This window comes from Chitinophaga eiseniae, from assembly GCF_012641265.1.
Taxonomy (GTDB): domain Bacteria; phylum Bacteroidota; class Bacteroidia; order Chitinophagales; family Chitinophagaceae; genus Chitinophaga; species Chitinophaga eiseniae_A.
The window spans coordinates 504,142-524,803 of the sequence record NZ_JABAHZ010000003.1 but is presented as its reverse complement, the minus strand read 5'-3'; the positions used below and the strand labels follow the sequence as shown (position 1 = coordinate 524,803).

Below are 20,662 nucleotides of genomic sequence, written 5' to 3'. Positions count from 1 at the left end.
TATTTCAATGGGCATTTCATTTTATTATAGTATTAAAATAAAAAAATACAGATGAAAAAGTACTTTTCATATATCATCAGCATCGTTGCCAGCATGGTTATCCTGGCGGCATGTAAAAAGAGCTTTCTGGAAGTTACGCCCAAAGGTAAGCTGATAGCGCAGAAAGTGGCGGATTACGATATGTTGTTGAATAATCTCGATCTGTTGAATACCAGCGCTGGTAACCATATCCTGATGGGGGATGAAATAGCTGCCTCACAGCCCGATTTCGGAGCATTGTCTGTGCTGACACAAAGGTGCTTCCATTGGGATGATGTACTGTATGAGCCCGGAGATGATGCTGCCGAGTTGACGGTACCCATGCGGAATATCTATACCTATAACATGATCATCAATAACGTGATGGACGCCGCTGAAGGCACTGAGCAACAGAAAAAAAGTATAAGGGGAGAAGCAGTTGCCGGAAGAGCCTGGACCTATTTCTTACTTATCAACTATTTTGGAAAGCCTTATAGTGCCGCTACAGCTGCTACAGACTTGGGATTTCCGATTGTGAGGACCGCCGATGCCACTGAAACAAAATTTACGAGAGCTTCCGTAAAAGAAGTATATGATTTTATTGTGAATGATCTTGTTACGGCCATACCCGATCTGCCCTTGCAGGTAACGAGCCGGTTACGTATGTCTAAGCCTGCTGCAGAAGCCTTGTTGGGGAAAGTGTACGTTTTCATGGGTAAGTATGCCGATGCTATACCTCAGTTTAATGCTGCGATAACAGATGCGGCTTCTTCGGCTATACCGGTGCGCTTATATGATTATAACAGCACCTTTGCCCCCGGTGGCGCTTTCACGCCCATAGGATTTTTTGGCCCTCCATATCCTACTACTCCTAAAATTGAGGAAAATATTTACGCAAAGCAGATCTTTAATGCTTTTGCATTCTCATCGGCAGTGACCATTACTCCTGAAACAGTAGCCCTGTATGGCGCTTCCGATCTGCGACTTAATTTTTATTCTCCCTATCCCTTTGGCGGTAGCAGTGTTTATCCCGATGGCATGTTAAGAAGGGTTGGCCCCACTGTTATACAATTGGGTGTAGTATTACCTGATCTGTACCTGTTGCGGGCGGAGTGTAAGGCCCGGTTAAACGACCTGGCTGGCGCTAAAACGGACGTGGAAACGCTGCGCGGGAACAGGATGCCTGCGGCAGATGCACCAGTGCCCGCAGCTATTGCGGCTGACCAGGTAGCACTGACCAAATTTATACTGGAGGAACGTATTCGTGAGTTTGCGTCGGAAGGCTACCGCTGGTTTGATATGCGGAGACTGTCTATTGACGATGCTTATAAATCTACAGTGGGCTATACCCACAGGGTATATGACGCCTCCGGTGTAACAGACTCCTTTACACTTAAGCCGCAACGACTCGTGCTACGATTCTCTCCCAAAATAATGGCTCAAAACCCGGGAATGACGAACAACGATTAATATCCATGAATATTGAAGCCATATGTCAACAGATTTTTAAAAGCCATCAACAGGCGTAAAAGAATAATAGTAGTATGCAAAAGATAATGTGCTGTTTTCTATCAATGTTTGTAACCATAGCAGCTGCTCAGGCGCAGGGTTCATTCGTTATCAAAGGAGAATTAACCAACCTGAAAGAGGATGCGAAAGTAATCCTGGGTTATTTCAATTCCGGCGAAAAGCCGGATACTGTCGACGTGAAAAATGGGGTCTTTGTGATTAAAGGAACCATCAAGGAGCCCGGCAAGGCCTTCGTTAAATTATTAACGCCTTTACACAATGACGGGCAAACGGCCGGGACGGATGGACAGGAGTTTTTCATTGAAAAAGGCATTACTCAACTGAAAGGGACTGACAGGCTTGAAACGGCCGTTATAAAAGGAGGACAGGCACAGGCTGATTATCTGCTGTTACAGGATAGTTTGAAGCCCTATAATGACCGGATGCGGCCATTAACCGCGCAAATGATGAAACTGTTCAAGGATAAGGATGAAGCGGCGCAGAAAGCGCTTTTCCCTCAACTGCGGCCATACGGTTACAAATGAATAAGGTAGAAGAAGATTTTATACGCAGCCATCCTGATTCCTGGGTAAGCCTGGATTTGGTGGAGAGTCACTCCGTCAATCTCAAACCGGAAATAATCGAACCGTTACTGATGGGCCTTTCCAGGAAGTTACGTAATTCAGCCATCGGCAAATACCTGGCAACACGGTTGGCATCCGAGAAAAAAACGGGCATAGGCCAGCCGGCGATCCCTTTTACTCAAAACGATACGGAAGGCAAGCCTGTTTCACTGGCCTCATTCAAGGGGAAATATGTGCTGGTTGACTTCTGGGCGAGCTGGTGCAGCCCTTGCCGTGCAGAAAATCCAAATCTGCTAAAGGCGTATAACCAGTTTAAGGATAAAAACTTCGAGATAATCGGTGTTTCATTGGACCATAACAAAGCGTTCTGGCTGAAAGCAGTAAAAGAGGACGGCATGCCCTGGATACAGCTAAGTGATCTGCAGGGGCCAAACAATGCGGCGGCCCGTGCATATGGTATCACTGGCATTCCGCAAAACTTTTTGCTGGATCCCAATGGGCTCATCATTGCTAAGGACCTGCGTGGTGAAGAGGTCATCAAAAAGTTAACGGAGGTGCTGTCGAAATAATTGTACAAGCATTTATTATATGATCCAAAAACAGGGAACAGATGAAAAAAATGATGTTGAGCGTTCTTTCAGTGCTAACAATCCTGGTTGTGCAGGCGCAGCAGCCATTTGTTATCAAAGGAAAACTGAGTGCCGTTAAAAAAGACGCTATCGTAATATTGTCTTATACTTCCGATAAAAAAGGAGTAAGCGATACCGCCATTGTAAAAGATGGCGCATTTATACTAAAAGGCAAGATCGACTATCCGTGCCAGGCTTTTATTGAATTGAAATCGTTACAGAACGGAGAGAAAGGTGCCAACCTGGGAGATATGCAGATGTTTTACCTCGACAAAGGCACTACGCGGGTGAGCGGCACTGATAAAATTGGAACGGCACTGATAAAAGGAGGGAAAGCGCAAGCCGATTACCTCGCGCTTGTGGATTTTAAAAAGCCTTATCTGGACCAGATAAAGGCTTTGAATGAAGAAAGGAAAAAACTGGCTGCAGAAAAAAATGAAGCGGGTGTAGAAGAAGTGGCATCCAGGCAGGATACCATCCGGTTGAAAATGAATAAAGCAGAAGAAGGTTTTGTGCGCAAGCATCCGGATGCCTGGGTGAGCCTGGACCAGCTGTGTATGTGGGCAGGCCCCCAATTAGATCTGCCAACATTCGAGCCTTTGTTTATGGGCCTCTCTAAAGAATTGCGCCATTCGGAGAAAGGCAAAATACTGGCTGATATGATCCATGTTGCGAAAAAGACAGGCATAGGCCAACCGGCTGTTCTTTTTACACAAAACAATACGGAAGGCAAACCGTTTTCGCTGGCCTCATTAAAAGGGAAATATGTGTTGATCGATTTCTGGGCAAGCTGGTGTGTTCCCTGCCGCGCAGAGAACCCGAATGTGGTGAAGGCCTATAACAAGTTTAAGGGCAAGAATTTCGAGATCGTGGGCGTTTCGCTTGATGAGAAGAAAGAGGCGTGGCTGAAGGCGATTGAGAAAGATGGTTTACTCTGGACACAGGTCAGTGACCTGAAGGGCTGGAAAAATGCAGTTGCCGTTGAATACGGTGTAGGCGCTGTTCCGCAGAACTTTTTAATAGATCCCAATGGGATCATCATTGCTCAAAACCTTCGTGGTGAAGCGCTGGAAAAGAAGCTGAGTGAACTGTTCCCGAATCAATGATACGGGGACAAAGAGCGTGAGGTATAATAAAAAAGATGAAAAAGATTTATGCAGAAAATATTCAGCGCACATCATTTTTCCTTCCTTTGAAAAAACCAGGCAATTACTACCCAGTTAAAAATTGATAGAAAGAGAGGTTTTTTTTAATACCTTCCTGACAAGCGTAGAATGGGTAAATGATAGAGATAAATTATCAGCCGCTCAAATCTTTGAGTGGCTTTTTGTCTGAAAATAATTTCATTCTTCACTTTTTTTGTAATCAACTAGTCCCATTCTTCTATTTCTTCGTTATTTATAGTACGAGTCCATGGAAACAACAAGAAATCATATTGAAGATTTCTGGAAGAAGTTTCTTGCTGACAAGGCGACAAAACTAGCTGGCTCAACTATGCTGCCACTGTTCTTTTGATTTGTGGAATGGGGCTTACTTCTGGACTATAAGGCGATACAGCAATGGTTTGGCGACAACAGGTCATGCTCAAACGGATTCGGAAGGAAGATGAATAGATGAATTATCAATCTATATTTATATTAAAAGTAAATTATATGTTTAAATTAAAAAAGATTATTTGCTGGACAGTGGGCATATTTTTGTGTCATCAGTCCATTGCCCAAAAGGTAGAATTCACAGAATATGATATGCCGAACGGACTGCACGTTATATTACATGAAGATCATGCAGCACCGGTAGTAGCGGTAAGCGTGATGTACCATGTAGGTTCAAAAAACGAAGTACCGGGTCGTACGGGGTTCGCACATTTTTTTGAGCATTTGCTGTTTGAGGGAACCGAGAATATCAAGCGCGGAGAATTTTTGAAAATTGTGGCAGCTAATGGCGGACAAAATAATGCCAATACCTCACAGGACCGGACCTTTTTCTATGAAGTTTTTCCGTCTAACCAATTTAAGCTTGGGTTATGGCTTGAAAGTGAACGTATGCTGCATCCTGTTATTAACGAAATTGGCGTTAAAACACAAAATGAAGTGGTTAAGGAAGAGAAACGCTTGCACGTAGATAATCAGCCGTATGGTAATCTGCTCGCCGATATTTTTAAAAATTTGTTCCCGACGCACCCCTATAATTGGTCTGTAATTGGGTCTATGGCTGATCTGGATGCGGCAAAGCTCTCTGAGTTTCAGGCATTCTTTAAAAAATATTATGTACCCAATAACGCTGTTTTATCCATCTCTGGAGATATCAGTATTCCTCAGGCTAAGGTGTTGATCAGTAGTTATTTTGGGGAAGTGCCCCAAGGCCAGCCTGTAACCTATACAAAAGTGGAAGAAGCTCCTATAACCCGTCAACTGGTGGATACGACTTTTGATGCCAATATACAATTGCCGATGATAGCGACTGCGTATAGGGCGCCTGGCATGGATAGCCGGGAATCTAAAATAATGGAAATGATCTCCACGATTTTGTCAAATGGGGGAAGTTCCAAATTATATAAGAAACTGGTTGATGATAAAAAAGAAGCGTTACAAATCGGTTCATTCAATAGTGCGCTGGAAGATTATGGAGCTTATATAACTTATGCTATACCCAATAATAGCACACCGTTAGATACGCTGTTGCAGGATATTGATGAAGAAATAGCCAAATTGCAGACTAATCTGGTCAGCGAAGAGGATTATCGTAAGATTCAGAACCAGTTAGAGAATAGTTACATATCAGCTAACCAAGGAGCTTTGGGTGTTGCGCAGAATCTCGCTTCCGGATATACTTTTCATCATAAAAACACAGACTACACTAATGAGGAGCTGAAACTGATAAGGGGTATCACACGGGAGGATATCCGCAATGCCGCTGTTAAGTATCTTCAGCCTTCATCCCGCCTGGTGTTGTATTACCTACCCGCGAAGAAATAATTAATCAATATTAATAGGTCTGTATTTAAAGACTGTTTAAGCAAAAAAAAATGAGAAAAATTATCATAATTCTATTAGCGGCATTCTGCTATCAGCACGCTGCAGCACAAAGCCCTGTTGATCGTTCACGTCAACCTGAAGCAGGCCCGGCCCCGGTGATCTCTTTTAAAGATCCTGTCATATATAAGCTTTCCAATGGCATGACCATATTAGTTGTGGAAGATCACCGGCTGCCTCGCGTATCGGCAGATTTTTATATAAACGCCGGCCCGGTACCCGAAGGCAATAAGGCCGGAGTATACAGTTTGATGGGACAAATGCTTAATGAAGGTACGAAGGCAATGTCCAAAGCGCAGTTTGGTGAAGCAGTTGACAGACTTGGAGCCGACGTCAGCTTAAATTCAACGGGTGGCGGTGTTAGAGCCCTCACCCGCTATTTTCCTCAGGCGCTTGAATTGATGAGCCAGGCATTGCAAAAACCAGCTTTGGGAAATGATGCGTTTGAAAAACTACGTTCACAAACATTAACAGCCATGCAGAACAGCTCCAGGGACATTAATGCGGTTTCTGGCCGGGTGGTTAATGCTTTGCTTTATGGAACAGATAATCCAATGGGCGAGTTCTCAACAGAAGCAACGATAAAAGCCCTCACACTGGATGACATTAAATCTTTTTACACCAAATACATTACGCCTGCAAAATCATATTTAACTATAGTAGGAGACATTAAACCGGTATTGGCCAAACAGTTGGCAGAGAAATTATTTGCATCCTGGAAGGGAAGTAATTTAACTCAACCAGTCATTCCAAATGTGAATAATCCGGTTAAAACGGAAATCGACCTGATTGACCTGCCGAATGCTGTGCAATCTGAAATTACGATTGCAAACCTGGTTAATCTGAAGTCGAACGCCCCTGACGTGTTCGCAGCCAGACTAGCCAATGCTATTTTAGGTGGTGGCGCTGACGGTTATCTATTTAAATCCCTACGTGAGAAACGGGGATTTACTTATGGTGCCTATTCATCCCTGGGCAGCGGTCATTTTCAACAAACTTTTAAGGCAAGTGCTGCTGTGCGAACCGCGAAAACAGACAGCGCAGTAATTGAATTCCTTGAACAGATCAAAAGAATCCGCTCACAAAGGGTTTCTGATGAAGAACTTAAAAATGCCAAGGCGCTTTATAATGGCATGTTCGCATTAAGTATGGAAAATCCGGAGGTAACTGCCACATACGCCCGTAGTATTCTAATTAATAACCTGCCAAAGGATTATTACCGTACTTATCTTCAGAAAATGAACGCGGTATCGGTAGCAGAGGTGCAGCAGGTCGCAGAAAAGTATTTTGGCTATGATAACACGCGCGTGATAATTGTTGGTAATGCCAGTCAGATCATGGATAACCTGAAGAAGTTACCCTTTACGATTAAAGAATATGACCCTTATGCAAAGCCGGTACATAGTGGACAGTAATTATTTGATCACTATGATTATAAGAATTCCGAAATAATTGTTCTTTTTAGGATTGTATTTGTCCCCCGCCTAAATGAGGCGGGGGATTTTCATTCGGTTATTGCCAGTTCTAACTTTTTATCGCTAACTTTTTTTGACAAAACTCTATAAAACTGTAAAAATATTCAGGATAACTTTGGTCCTTTAGTATGGCGATATAATGTTTTCTCTTCAACCCCGTTCTTCCAATTTTTACGGTTTTTATTGAATGATTTTTAATGAAAGGTTGTACTGCCCATTTTGCCATTGACATGACGCCCATGCCGCATTCTACCATTGTAAGTGAAGCTTCCGTTAGTGGCAGTGGCGTTACCTTTTTGGGAGTAATATTTGCTGGGGTTAATAGAAACTGAAAAAGACTAACTTTATTTACAGGAAGTGAATGAATATACAAATGTTCATTTGCGAAATCCTCTGCGATCACATATTTTTTATCTGTCCAGGGATGGTTCTCAGAAACCACCATCACTATTTCATCCTGAAACAGATCTATATATTTAACCTTTTCGTGTTTCTCCACATCGCTAACAACAGCAATATCTAATGTGCCGTCGAGCAAATTTTTAATTGACTGGTTAGCAGCTTCGGTTACTATTTGTACATCAATATCGGGAAAAACAGCTTGAAATTGTTGTAAGATTAAGGCCAGCCAGCTGTAACCTGTATAACATTCTGTTGTTATTCTGATTTTGCCGATTTGACCGCTGATTATCTGTTTGATTTCTTTTTCTGTAACTTCTATTTTCTCTAAAATTACCTTGGCGCTTTCATATAGTTTTTCCCCGGCTGCGGTTAGCGTCATTTTTTTTCCTTCACGGTTAAAAATGGGCGTTCCAAGTTGATATTCTGCTTCTCTGAGCTGATGGCTTAAGGCGGAAGATGTTAAATATAGCTTATTAATAGCTTTCGCCATGCTACCTTCTTCTACAATAGCTTTTACGAGCTTTAAATGTCTTATTTCCATTTTTCACCTTGGTTAAAGCCAGTTTAAAAAGGGCTGAATAAAATTGTTAAGTGCTGAAAGTGAGTAAAAAGGGCATCGCCAACCGATTAAATAAATACTAATTATGAGGTAACAACAAATGCAGTTAATATGAAAAATATTCGACCGAGTTAAGCGATAACAAGTGGCAATTTATGAAAAAAAAACGATTTGGAATGCTATTCTTACCTGGTGAAAACGGGGCGCCAGTGGCGAATGCTTAAACTCGCCGCGATAAAATTGATCATTATTGGACAAAATTTAAATGGGTGCTAAGATTATTCATTTACATTTTTCGATGAGAATTTCTATTTGTTTTGATGAGAACATTTCATTTTATTTAGAAAGCTATTTAAAATAACTTTGAAATCAGTAATTCTAAATAAATAAAGATTATGATTATCAATGAACTTAACGATTTTATAAAAGACTATTTTGAAACATTGCAAGGACAAGATTTAGCACTATTTGATAAGGTGTTTAATTCTTCATGTGTCTTGTATTCCCAGCAAGATGGTGCAACTATTGTAAGGCCTTTTGCTGAATATCGTTTGATAGTACAAGGTAGAAAATCGCCACGTGAAGGCGGATATCCGTTTCATGATGAGGTATTGATGATTGATGTTTTATCTCCAACGATGGCTATGATAAAAGTACGACTTCGCCTTTTCGACAATATTATGGAGGATCAATTAAATGTGATGAAAACTGAAAATGGCTGGCAAATTTTCGCTAAACATTTTTACAGGGTGGGTAGCGCTAATTAATGTTGAGTACGCCCTTTTGGGGAGAAACGAAGCCGGGTTTGATTTTTAGGCAAGTTTGGGTTGGTGCCGAACTTGGTAGAAAAGCATTGAATAATTTGTAATTGTTACAATGTTTTCCCTTGCCTTTTTGCAGCAGGAACTTTTTTCACAGTTTTACTTGAACAAGTGAATAACCCGAGACCGGCTCATAAACAGAAGGTAACGCATTTTTAATCCAACTCGTCTTCAACGAAGTTTCGGGGAGTCTACATTCATACTGTGGCCCAACTGGATCCGTAGAGACCAGCACAAAGCAAAAAAGCCACACCTTTTTAAGATGTGACTTTTACTTGCGGACCGGACGGGACTGCAAGCCAGGTAACTAACCATATGGCTTTTTACCTACTCTTATTTTAAGTCGTTGAATTTCAGTATTCTATAACAATGTCCTCGGATTTTTAAAAGTACCTTTATTAGGGTTAACAACATTGAACTCGGCTAAAAACTCGACTAATTATGTTGTTGCCAGTTAAACTAATTTGCCCCAAGAACAAGGTGCGCCGGGATGGTACCTGTATTATTTTTATTCAGTATTGCCGCCGATAGATGATTACATAAAATGTCATTAAATATCTATAGGTGCATGTCTGATCAGTTGGCTGCATTTTAGATTTACCGGGGTAAGTCTATAGTGTTTGAAAGCCTGGATTTCAACTTTTATGAACAATTTGTGGATTTTCTTACTAATAAGTATCAACAAATCAGGAGAAAGAAAGTAACAAAAGGCTTGAAACTTGCCACTAGTACCTATTATTAATAATCCTGATTTTAATGTTAATATTAAACAGATTGGTCGTTTTTCGGAAATAAAAGAGATGATTAGATTTTCTTACAAGAAAGGAAATAATGATGTTGAAGTAATTAAACCGAAATATTGCTGGATTACTTCTCATACATGTCGCCGTTCTTTTTGTACGAATGAATTTCTTGCTGGTACGCCAGTTGAATTAATTATGAAAATAAGTGGGCATAAAAGTTTGCGTGATTTTTATAAGTATATAAGGATAACTCCAGAGGAGCAGGCCGTGAAATTAAAGAAATCTGGCAGCAAAGAAATGATTTAGAGAAGATTGATAAAGCTATGTTTCAAAAAGTATAGTGCATTTTGATGCCTATTCTACAAGATTATCTTCCCAAGGAGATCATGGGAAAAGATTGAAGCCTGCGCTAGTGCGGGCTTCAATCTTTTGGGTTTATTTGTTAGTCCATCAAAATGCGGATTTGCCGTTTCGGTTTAATTAGTTTTACGCGGGTTGACTTGTCAATACCAATTTACGATATTTAAATTGCGGGAATAATAAAATATTCTATTTCTAGCCCAGATTGTTGGAGTTCTCTTAAGCTCGTTTTAGAAGTCGAAAGCTGAGGAATGCTTGATGAATATATTTTTTAATGCTTTTTCGAAAGCTATGCCTACTTCCGCATCAGTCAATAGTGACCCGCACGGCGGATCAGTGAATTTTCAGCAGACTATTGATACAGTTAGTACTATTGGATTTGATTGTGATAGACTTGCCCTTACAGCTTGATTACCGTGGTAGCGAAAAGCCTAATGGAATTATAGATGTTTCGGGGAAAGAATAACAAAGACAAGCCGACGAAATGATCATAATATGAGGGGTTGGAAGTTTCGGTATTACCCAAGCATATCTGATTGTACAGATTACGATATAAGGATAAAAAATGTTATTTTGACATTTAAATAGAATTTCAGGATTCCATTATAAATTAAATCTATTATTTTCACTTTGCACTTATATTGATAACATTCTAAAGCTGAAAAAATGCAGCATTCAAAATTTTCTGAAATTAAGGTTGATACCATCTTGAATCCAGCAACCCAATTGATAGCTGAGTGAGAAGAAGCCCGGAAAAATCACTATTTTTTTTAAGATCACAGGTCTGATCTGTCGAAGAAAGATATTATGATATGAGCCAAAAACTAATACTAACTGTGTGATTTTTTTAATAACATTGTGGCTAATTCGGATCAATCAACTTATTAATTGTCAGGTATTAAACATAACAGTGACCGTCAACTGCTACTGCAGGTCTCTGAAGGGGATGAGCAGGCGTTTGCTATGCTTGTGAAAGCGTATTCCGGCCTTCTTTTTACATACCTGGTCAAAATTACCAAAGATCAGGATATAGCTTCCGATGTGGTACAGGAAATTTTCACCCAGCTATGGCTAACAAGGGAATCTCTGAGAGAAGTGGAAAGCTTTCGTTCCTGGTTATTCGTAATCTCGAGGCATCATGCAGTCAGGATGCTGAAGAACATCGACAGAGAGTACAAAAAACGGGAGGAGTGGCATCAAATTACACAAGCTGCGGCCGACGGCCTGGAGGCACAGGACGAAGCCTCTTTAAAGGAGGCGTACGATATATTGGTGAAAAATGCAGTAGATCGGCTCCCGCCGCAGCAAAAGAAGGTTTGGATGCTTGCCCGGTTAGAAGGGAAAAAATATGCAGAAATAGCAGCCGAAATGCAGATTAGCCGGGAAACCGTAAAAAAATACCTCCAGATTTCCTCTTCATCTATCGTTGACTACATCAGGAATAATGGCCTGCCAATCGTAATTTCCTTCCTGATTATAAAGTTGTAAATTTTTTTCCATTGGAATACCCCCTTTTTTGCAAAAGCCTTCTCCTAAGATAAAGGTGGATCAAATCCGTTGATATAAATTGATTGACTGTGAATAGCAGACTACAGCACCTATTGGAACGATGGTCCGATGACCGGTTTACAGAAGCAGAAAGACGGGAGCTTATTGATATGTTGCAATCGGCTTCTACTGAACAGGAAATTATTCCCGTACTGGAGGATATGTGGGAAAAAATACAGGATGAAGGCCTCTTTAGTGAAGCTCAGCAGCAAACGATGATCAAAAACATCCTGGATCGCTATCCCGGCAGAGAGTTCCCTGTTGATAAGGAAACAGGAAAGGGTATGCATGTTGGTTACAGGAATTCGTTCATACGGAAATGGCGTTGGGCTGTAGCATCTTCTGTGGCATTGATAATTGGGGTTGGTATTTATTATTTATATCAGAAAAAACACGCGGAAACGCCAACTGGTGTTGTGCAGTCGATAACAAATAGGCAACAGGGGAAAAGTAGCGTTTTACTTACCTTATCAGACGGATCACAGGTACTTTTGGATACTGTTAAAAATGGCCGGATAACATTACAGGGGGGCACAATTGCCAAAGTCACCAATGGGACATTAGAGTACGAAAGAACAGGTTCGGAAGTACAGTATAACACCATATCTACCCCGAAGGGAAAGCAGTTTCAGCTTAGGTTATCTGATGGAACCAGCGTGTGGTTGAACGCGGAAAGTTCCATTAAGTACCCGGTAGTATTTACAGGAAAGGAAAGACTTATTAGTGTTACAGGAGAAGTGTACATGGAAGTTGCTCAAAACCCTTCCATTCCTTTCAGGGTGGAGGTTAGCGGGGGGACTTCTGTTGAAGTACTCGGAACAAATTTTAATGTGAATGCATATGACAATGAGCAATCCGTTCGAACTACGCTGCTGGCTGGAGCGATACGGGTTGCAATGAAAGGGGCAGCCCACAAACTGCTTAAGCCCGGACAACAGGCACTCACAACCACCAGAAACAAGCCTGTTCAGGTTTTAGACGATGTAAATGCTGTTTCGGTTGTTGCCTGGAAAAATGGTGTCTTTGACTTTGAGGATGTTCCGCTGGAGGAGGCTATGCGGCAACTTGCAAGGTGGTATGATATTGAAGTAGTTTATCAGCAAACAATTCCGAAGGTACAGTTGGGAGGTACCATTAAAAGAAGCCTTCCCTTTACTGATGTGCTGTATTTTCTGAGCAATGTGGGACTTCATTACAAACTGGAGGGAAACAGGACATTAATTATACTTCCCTGATGGCGGTTGACCAGCCATTCAGCAAGTGTCATTGATAACAAAATAATGCACTGAGCAGGCCAATTGGTAAAAATCAAAGATGTCGGAAATCTTTCCGGTAATGACCTGGTATGCCAATAAAGTGTCTTGTTCAGGATCATCAGAAACCAACCAAAATTATTCAGAAAGTATGCGTTTTTCTGCTTTAAACCAGCCGTGGAGGCTAGGATTAGCCTGGCGTGGCTTCTCCTGTCGTCTAGTATCAACCAAAATAAGGTTCGCGATGAAACTAACATTTGTATTATTAACTGTCGTCTTAGTTCAGGCACAAGCCATAGGATTGGCGCAATCTATCACTGCCAAACTACATAAAGAGCCTTTGCGTAATGTGTTTAAAATTATTGAGAAACAGACGGGAGTAACTGTTTTCTACAATGATGAACATATTAAGAATGCACATCCTGTGACTATTGAGGCACAGCAGATGCCATTGGATGATTTCCTTACCGCCATTTTGAAGCCGGAGAAACTTACTTTCGAGATAAAGCAGGGTAATGTAGTAGTGATGCGTAAAGATATTGACGCATCCGGGAAAAATGGAAGTTTATCTGCTGCTACGGAGCCCAAAACAAAAGTGTCGGGATCAATTACTGACTCTGATAAAAATCCTTTGCCCGGGGCTACTATCCGTATTAAAGGTAGCCAGGTAGCAGCTGTGAGCGATGAAAAGGGGATGTTTCATATAGAAGCGGAAAAAGGCGCAGTGCTAATAATAAGCTTCATAGGATTCAATGAAAAAGAGGTGAAGGTGACCGATGCAGAAATGATTTCGGTTATTCTGGCGCCTTCGGAACAAAAGCTGGGATCTATTGAAATTGTTTCTACGGGTTATCAGAATATTACCAGGGAACGAAATACGGGGGCGGTAGCAAAAGTGGACATGGGCACTGTTGCCAGCAGATCCAGCAGTACCAATATTCTCCAAAGACTGGATGGGCTTGTACCCGGCCTGGCGGTAAATAATGCACCGGGTGGAGAGCCGTTACTGGTTCGGGGGTTGACTTCCCTCAACGCTACCAGGTCGCCATTGATCGTGGTAGACGGCGTAGAATTACCGGGTGATAATACCAGTGAGGCATCCCGTAATAATATTATGAACACCTCTAACCCCATCGCCAACATCAATCCGCAGGATATTGAGGATATAACTGTTCTGAAAGATGCCTCTGCAGCGTCTATCTGGGGCGCAAAAGCGGCGAACGGGGTAATTGTTATTACTACTAAAAAAGGCAAAACAGGACAAAAATTACGGGTCGATTACGACGGTTATTATAATTTTCAGGGTAAACCGGATCGGTCCTATATCCCGAAAATGAACAGCAGGGATTTTATTGCTACCGCAAAGGAAATCTTTCCTCAATTTGCGCCTTATTATAGCTGGAATGCAGTACAGGCCTTTGCTCCGGTTGCTCCGCACCTGCAAATTCAATATGATGAATATCGGGGGCTAATCAGCGGTGCACAGGCGAATAAGGCGCTGGATAGTCTGGCTGCCATCGATAACAGGGGTGAAATTTCCAGCATTTTTTACAGAAATGCAGCCTCTACTAATCATACGGTCTCGCTTTCAGGGGGCGGCGACATTTACAGTTTTTATGGATCGCTGAGCTATACCGGTATTCAAAGCAGCACACCAGGTCAACGGAACAATTCGTATAAGGTGAATGTCAGACAGGATTTCAATTTCAATAAAAAATTGCAGTTCTCGGTGATCACTGATCTTACCAATACCGTAGCAAGTACTTCAAATCTGGGTATAGGAGGACTGGCCCCGGATACTTCAAATCCGGGTATAGGAGTGCGGGCCCCGGATGTTTCCTTCGTACCTTATCAGCGGTTTCGCGATAATGCAGGAAATCCGCTGGCAGTGAATTTTCTGGGAAATTACAGCGATTCTCTGCGACTTGATTATGCTGCCAGGAGCCGGGTTAACCTGGACTACGTTCCGCTTGATGAGTTTAACAGGGGATATTCAAAGAGTAGCAGTATATCTGCAAGAGTGGTGGGAAGCGCGAAATTACAATTGTTGAAAGGACTTCGCTTTGAGGGTACTTATGGCTACCAGACATTTGCAAGAAACAACCGGACAGTTCAGTACCAGGAAAGTTACGCAGTAAGAGACCAGCTGGTAGGATTTACACAGGCGCCAACGGTAAACAGCACGCCCCGGTATTGGTTGCCAAAGGATGGAGGGATGCTCAACGTAAATAATGCGTCTCAGAAAAACTGGACGGTAAGAAATCAGCTGATATTTGATCGGAATTGGGATCCACACCAGCTGACTGTAATGGCAGGACAGGAAGCTACAAGTTCCACACCATTGACATCATCCGCTACCTACTATGGATGGGATGATCAGTTGCAGGTTTCCCGTCCGGTAAATATTGATACACTCATGAAAGGGATTACAGGAACGGTATCCGGTCAGCTGGGACGAGTGTTGCCATCAAATAATGTGGGTGGAGGAGAAGGGGCTATTACAAGAACCACCTCTTACTATTCTACATTGGGATATATGTACCAATGGAAGTATGCACTGAATGCGAGTTGGAGGATTGATGAGAGCAATTTATTTGGCCTTGCCAAATCCGCTCAAAACAGGCCCGTTTATAGCATAGGTGGTAAATGGTTGCTGAACAGGGAAGACTTTATGAAATCATTTACATGGCTGGACCGGCTCCACCTGAGATTTACCTATGGCATAACAGGTAATGCACCCAAGCCTGCTCAGGCAGCATCATTCGATATCCTGCAATCCTCATCGAACGTAAACTATGTAACAGGAGTTGGTTTGGTTATCGGAACTCCCGGCAACGATAAGCTTACCTGGGAGGGAACCACTGTCTATAATGCAGGGCTGGATTTTACAGTACTGGGGGGAAGATTGGGCGGTTCTATAGACGGGTATATAAAAAAGACAAGTAACCTGATCGGCTCATTAATGACGGCGCCGTTGACTGGATATGCCACCGTTATAGGTAATTATGGAGACCTTGAAAATAAAGGGTTTGAGTTTAGTTTGACCTCACTTAATGTCATTTCCCGGGATTTTAACTGGAATACTGTCCTAAACCTGTCGTATAACAAAAATAAGATAACAAGAATGGCAACAGCAACTGCCATCACCACCGGTACTGGAATGATTGGAACTTCCTTCGTGGAAGGCAAACCTGCATACGCTGTATTTGAATTCATCAACGGCGGACTTAACGCCGTGGGAGATCCACAGATCATCCAGGCCGACGGAAAAATACTGTCGGATAAAAATGGCTCCAAGCCAGAAGACGTTCATTTGGCGGGAACTTCTCAACCTATCGCGACAGGCGGATTATTCAATACATTTTATTACAAGCGGTTTCAATTGGGAATTAATATCAGCTTTAACTTAGGACATGTATTGTTCCGTGATTTTAATAATTTCTGGCAAGATCCCCTTTATCAGAACACCGTTCAACCTGAATTTGCTAATCGCTGGAAGGCGCCGGGAGATGAAAACAAAACCAATATCCCCAGGTATGCCTATAACACTACCATCGATAACGGCAGAAATATCTATTACTACACCTACTCCAACCTGAATTCATTCGATGCGTCTTATGCAAAGATCAGGGAGATCACACTTTCCTATGATGTGGGTAAGACGTTGGTTCGGAGACTGCATGCGGAAGGATTGACTTTCAGGGCACAGGTATCGAATCTCATGCTCTGGAAGCAGAACCACCTCGGCATCGATCCGGAGTTTCAATCGCCTGCAGGTGTCAGAAATATCCGTATAGGACAAGGTACATTCACAGTTGGCGCACACATTACTCTTTAATTAAACCTGCTTAAGATGATGAAATTCATTCATAGGGCATTATTACCCATCCTGTTTATATCGTTGATGCTGCAGACTTCATGCTCCAAAGGCTTTTTGGAAATTGAACCTAAAGGCTCCCGTGTGGCAAAAATAACGCTGGACTACGAGCAATTAATGAATGCAGTGAGCCTGCAGGTTTCCTATCCCCCATCTTTGTATATGGGTGATGAAATGGCAGCCCAGGCAACCTACATGGATGCGGCCCAGATCAGAACACAAAGGCTGTTCAGGTTTGAAGCAAGGATATATGATGAAGATCAGCTTCCCAATGAAACATGGCCACTAACCAACATTTATACCTTTAATAAGGTCATAAACGAAGTAATGCAATCAGAGGGAGGAACCGATCAGCAAAAACGTGCCATCCTCGCGGAGGCTAAAGTTGGACGGGCGCTTTGCCATCTTTATTTTCTAAATGATTTTTCGTTGCCCTATAATGCGGCTACTGCTGCTACGGATTTGGGGGTGCCGCTGCTTACAAAGGCAGATGTAACGCAAACAACATTTGTACGGGCCTCTGTACAGGAATGTTATGATTTTATCATAAAGGATTTAACAGATGCCTTGCCAGACCTTGGCCCATTAACACACAGGCGGAAATTTTCCAGGCTGGCGGCAGAATTTATATTGGGCCGTGTTTATCTGTATATGGCCAAGTTTAATGAGGCCAGCACACATGTGGATGCTGCATTCGCGGAGCTTGGCAAAGCTGCAATACCTCTCGCGTTATACGATTATAACATAGTGCTTGATCCCAATAACGATAATTCATGGTTTCCTGACTTCGGTTTCGGACTTTCAAATTATCCATTGGCTGCCAATAATACACAGGTGATATACAATCTCAGTATGATTAATTTTCAGCTGCAACAAGCCAATACCTATGTGTTTTCCCCGGAAACGGCTGCCTTATATGATCCGGCAGATAAACGCCTGGAACTGTTCTCAGGAATTGAAATGTTCAATCCCGACAAAACCTTTCCGGGAGGAATGAGGCGCTACTCTGCATCACTTTTTTCCGGACTGGAAATCGGCCCCTCATTGCCTGATCTCTACCTGATGCGCTCAGAGCTTAAAGCAAGGGCAGGTGACCTTGCAGGGGCAAAGAGCGATCTCGAAGCGCTGCGGTCCAAAAGAATGCCTGCGAATATCGCAACTGTACCTGCAAATATAGCGGCAAGCAAAGACGCGTTGGTTCGCTATATCCTTGATGAACGTATTCGTGAATTCGCCACCTCCGGCATGCGCTGGTGGGATATGCGCCGGCTTTCAGTTGACCCGGTTTACAGCAATACGGTTAAGTACACACATAAACTTTATGATGATGCCGGCAACGTAGTGGCAACCTATACGCTCAGTCCCGCGAGATTTGCCCTGAAGTTCGGGGAAAAGATGCTGGCCGCGAACAAGGGATTAGTGGAAAATGAATAGACCTGGTAAGTTAATGGCAGTATGCAGTTGTGCCACATTTACCTGGCAGGAAATTTCAATCGTAATAATTCAAAATTTTTAATACCGTTTAATCTGAATCTGATGAAAATGAAAAAGTTAATCCTGCTGTTGCTGATTTCGGGGTCCGTCTTCGCGCAGCAATCGCCCTCTGCGAAGTATAACTTTCAGGATTTTACTTCAATAGTAAACGTGGAAGACCAGGAGAAGCAATACAATGAAATGTTGAAAGCAAATCCAATAAACCCTGCCAAACCCTCCATGTATGAGGAATACCGCGCGCAGCTGGCTATGGGATGGCTTACCAAAGGAAACTTTGAACGTTATTGGTATTATAAAAACACCAGACCGAAATTCAACGTACTTCAATTCCTGTATCTGACTTATGCACTGGACAACCTCTTTGATGCAAATACCAATCCGGGCGAAGTGGAAAAGGTGTCGGCCGGGATATTGGAAGATCTGAACACAGGAGCACTGAAAGATGGAATTGGCAGAACGCAGACCGTTTTGGAGATAAATGCTGCCACTAATGCTCAACTGGGAAATACAGATACTGCCTTACAGTTATTGGCGAAATCTTCGGAAGTAAAAGACGGTATGCGCGAAATGCGCTATTTCAAAGATGCAAAATCCAATTACCTGAACCGGTATGGAGTAGTGATGTTTGCTGCCGGTAAGTATCAGGTGGCATTCGATACCTTAAGTAAAGCATTCAGGGATGCTGAGTCAAACCCGCTTATGGTTAATACATTCAGGTTGGTATATAAAAAGGTAAAGGGTACCGAAAATGGATTTGAGGACTATCTTAAATCCCTGAAGGAGGAAGCATACCATCACTGTTATAAGGAAGTGGAAAAATTGTACATAGCATCACCTAAAACAACGCTCGACGGTGCAATACCCAGCCAGGGAGGAGATGGTAAAATGTTTACGCTTTTTCACGCCACGAAACCTGTAAAAGAGGTATCGCTGCCGGACCTGGACGGAAAAATCGTTCATCTGAGGGACTATAAGAACAAGGTGCTGGCCCTTGATTTCTGGTCTACAGGATGTACCCCATGCGTTGCTGCCTTCAGCGGATTTGAGCGCGTGGTGGCAGACTATAAAAAAGATGTATTTCAAATGTTTGTGGTAAGCCTGTTTGAAGACAGGGCTACCGTGAAAACCTTCGTGAAGAAAAAAGGGATTACCCTCGATGTTTTACAGGATGAAGAAAACAAGTTCTTTGATGTCCAGGGAACACCTACTAAAATCATATTTGACCCATTAGGTAATATAAGATTCTTTAGTTCTGGTTACGCCGGTTCCACAGACAGGGAGTATTATAAACTGAAGTCTATGGTAGAGATCACAAAATCCAGGTATAAAGGGTAATGCAATTTGCGCCTGTTAGATGATAATAACTGAATTTAAACGAATGTGGCTTTTGCCCTGCAAAATGTATTTATGAGAAGATTGTTTTTTTTGATATTGACCAGTCTGGCAGTTTTATCCGGCATTGCGCAGGACAACCACCCGGTTTCGTGGAAGTTCCGCAGTGACTCAATAGCACCACTTACTTTTAAGATTGCCTTCGTGGCATCTATCAACGAACCGTTTCATATTTATCCACCATCTTATGATGGTGGAATGGGAATGCCTACTACTATTACATGGGGAGAAAATCCGAATGTCCAGTTGATGGGAGAGATGGAGGAAAAAGGAGCAGCATCTTCTGCCGGGGAAACGGTGGCTTATTATGCGAAGGGGGTTACGTTTTCACAAACTATCAAACTCAGGGCAGATGAGAAGACAGTATTGCATTTCCGGATCAGGTACATGGCATGTAATAATCAAATGTGTCTTCCTCCTTCATCAAAGGAATATGTGCTGATTGTAAATGATGCTAACGGTACTACTGTTATTGCTGAAAATGAAAAAAATGTACAGGTGCCGGGTATGCAGGAAGCAGTACAGTATGAGGATTTTTCGCTGCCGGATGTAGAAGGAAAAAAAATCTCCACCAAAACAATCATCTCCGGGAACAGGTATACAGTTATTGATTTCTGGGCCAGTTGGTGTTCGCCATGCAGAATGCAGGCAAAAGCGCTTGTTCCGCTTTATGCCAGGTATAGGACCAAGGGGCTGGGTGTAATTGGCGTTTCCCTTGATACGGATGCTGCTGCCTGGAAAAAGGCCATAGAGAAGGATGGTTATACCTGGACAAACCTGGCAGACCTAAAAGGATTTGATTCTCCTGTTACAAAAAGATATCAGATTAAAGCTATTCCCAGGAATTTTCTGATCGATAATAAAGGTGTAATTGTTGCCAGGGATCTGCATGGAAAAGAGTTGGAAGAAAAGCTGATGGAATTGTTTAACTAAATGAAAGGCGTTTTTCCTTAGGGCAACGCAGTA

At 42.4% G+C, this 20,662-nt stretch carries 15 protein-coding genes; 14 read left to right on the top strand and 1 reads right to left on the bottom strand.

The genetic code is table 11. The features are described from left to right. Window positions 1–51 precede the first annotated feature (51 nt). From HGH91_RS15995 to HGH91_RS15970, 6 genes are all read left to right on the top strand, one after another. Window positions 52–1,488: a RagB/SusD family nutrient uptake outer membrane protein gene (locus tag HGH91_RS15995; RefSeq protein ID WP_247651758.1), complete on the top strand. Its 1,437-nt coding sequence runs from the start codon at window positions 52–54 to the stop codon at window positions 1,486–1,488. 74 nt (window positions 1,489–1,562) lie between these two features. Next, a complete protein-coding gene (locus HGH91_RS15990; protein ID WP_168739769.1) occupies window positions 1,563–2,072 on the top strand; it encodes a DUF4369 domain-containing protein in 510 nt (169 codons plus the stop codon). Then, window positions 2,069–2,680 (top strand): peroxiredoxin family protein, encoded by a 612-nt coding sequence (locus HGH91_RS15985; protein WP_168739768.1) that lies wholly within the window; start codon window positions 2,069–2,071, stop codon window positions 2,678–2,680. Before HGH91_RS15990 ends, HGH91_RS15985 begins: the two co-directional genes overlap by 4 nt. Before the next feature lie 41 nt (window positions 2,681–2,721). Then, on the top strand, window positions 2,722–3,846 hold the full coding sequence (locus HGH91_RS15980; protein ID WP_168739766.1) for a TlpA disulfide reductase family protein: 1,125 nt from the start codon (window positions 2,722–2,724) through the stop codon (window positions 3,844–3,846). Between the two features lie 546 nt (window positions 3,847–4,392). Continuing rightward, window positions 4,393–5,715 carry a M16 family metallopeptidase gene (locus HGH91_RS15975; RefSeq protein ID WP_168739765.1) on the top strand — a complete coding sequence of 441 codons (1,323 nt, stop codon included), beginning with the start codon at window positions 4,393–4,395 and terminating at the stop codon, window positions 5,713–5,715. A 50-nt stretch (window positions 5,716–5,765) separates the two neighbouring features. Further along, a complete protein-coding gene (locus HGH91_RS15970) occupies window positions 5,766–7,187 on the top strand; it encodes a M16 family metallopeptidase (protein ID WP_168739763.1) in 1,422 nt (473 codons plus the stop codon). A 109-nt stretch (window positions 7,188–7,296) separates the two neighbouring features. On the opposite strand, the gene HGH91_RS15965 is transcribed toward HGH91_RS15970, so the two are convergent. Beyond that, window positions 7,297–8,190, bottom strand: coding sequence for a LysR family transcriptional regulator (locus tag HGH91_RS15965; RefSeq protein WP_168739761.1), 894 nt, complete (start codon window positions 8,188–8,190; stop codon window positions 7,297–7,299). 413 nt (window positions 8,191–8,603) lie between these two features. On the opposite strand from HGH91_RS15965, the gene HGH91_RS15960 reads away from it, so the two are divergent. The 8 genes from HGH91_RS15960 (at window position 8,604) to HGH91_RS15925 (ending at window position 20,629) form a co-directional block, all read left to right on the top strand. After that, on the top strand, window positions 8,604–8,975 hold the full coding sequence (locus HGH91_RS15960) for a nuclear transport factor 2 family protein (RefSeq protein WP_168739758.1): 372 nt from the start codon (window positions 8,604–8,606) through the stop codon (window positions 8,973–8,975). A gap of 773 nt (window positions 8,976–9,748) precedes the next feature. Then, window positions 9,749–10,078 carry a hypothetical protein gene (locus tag HGH91_RS15955; RefSeq protein ID WP_168739757.1) on the top strand — a complete coding sequence of 110 codons (330 nt, stop codon included), beginning with the start codon at window positions 9,749–9,751 and terminating at the stop codon, window positions 10,076–10,078. A gap of 942 nt (window positions 10,079–11,020) precedes the next feature. Further along, window positions 11,021–11,620 (top strand): RNA polymerase sigma factor, encoded by a 600-nt coding sequence (locus HGH91_RS15950; protein WP_168739755.1) that lies wholly within the window; start codon window positions 11,021–11,023, stop codon window positions 11,618–11,620. A gap of 113 nt (window positions 11,621–11,733) precedes the next feature. Next, complete coding sequence (locus HGH91_RS15945) at window positions 11,734–12,915, top strand: FecR family protein (RefSeq protein WP_168739753.1); 1,182 nt, start codon at window positions 11,734–11,736, stop codon at window positions 12,913–12,915. 262 nt (window positions 12,916–13,177) lie between these two features. Next, on the top strand, window positions 13,178–16,771 hold the full coding sequence (locus tag HGH91_RS15940; protein ID WP_168739752.1) for a SusC/RagA family TonB-linked outer membrane protein: 3,594 nt from the start codon (window positions 13,178–13,180) through the stop codon (window positions 16,769–16,771). A gap of 15 nt (window positions 16,772–16,786) precedes the next feature. Next, the gene (locus tag HGH91_RS15935) at window positions 16,787–18,244 is read left to right on the top strand and encodes a RagB/SusD family nutrient uptake outer membrane protein (RefSeq protein WP_168739750.1); all 1,458 of its coding nucleotides are present in this window, start codon (window positions 16,787–16,789) and stop codon (window positions 18,242–18,244) included. A 108-nt stretch (window positions 18,245–18,352) separates the two neighbouring features. Next, complete coding sequence (locus tag HGH91_RS15930; RefSeq protein WP_168739748.1) at window positions 18,353–19,639, top strand: TlpA family protein disulfide reductase; 1,287 nt, start codon at window positions 18,353–18,355, stop codon at window positions 19,637–19,639. Window positions 19,640–19,711: 72 nt separating this feature from the next. After that, window positions 19,712–20,629: a peroxiredoxin family protein gene (locus HGH91_RS15925; protein ID WP_168739746.1), complete on the top strand. Its 918-nt coding sequence runs from the start codon at window positions 19,712–19,714 to the stop codon at window positions 20,627–20,629. The last annotated feature ends 33 nt before the right edge of the window (window positions 20,630–20,662 follow it).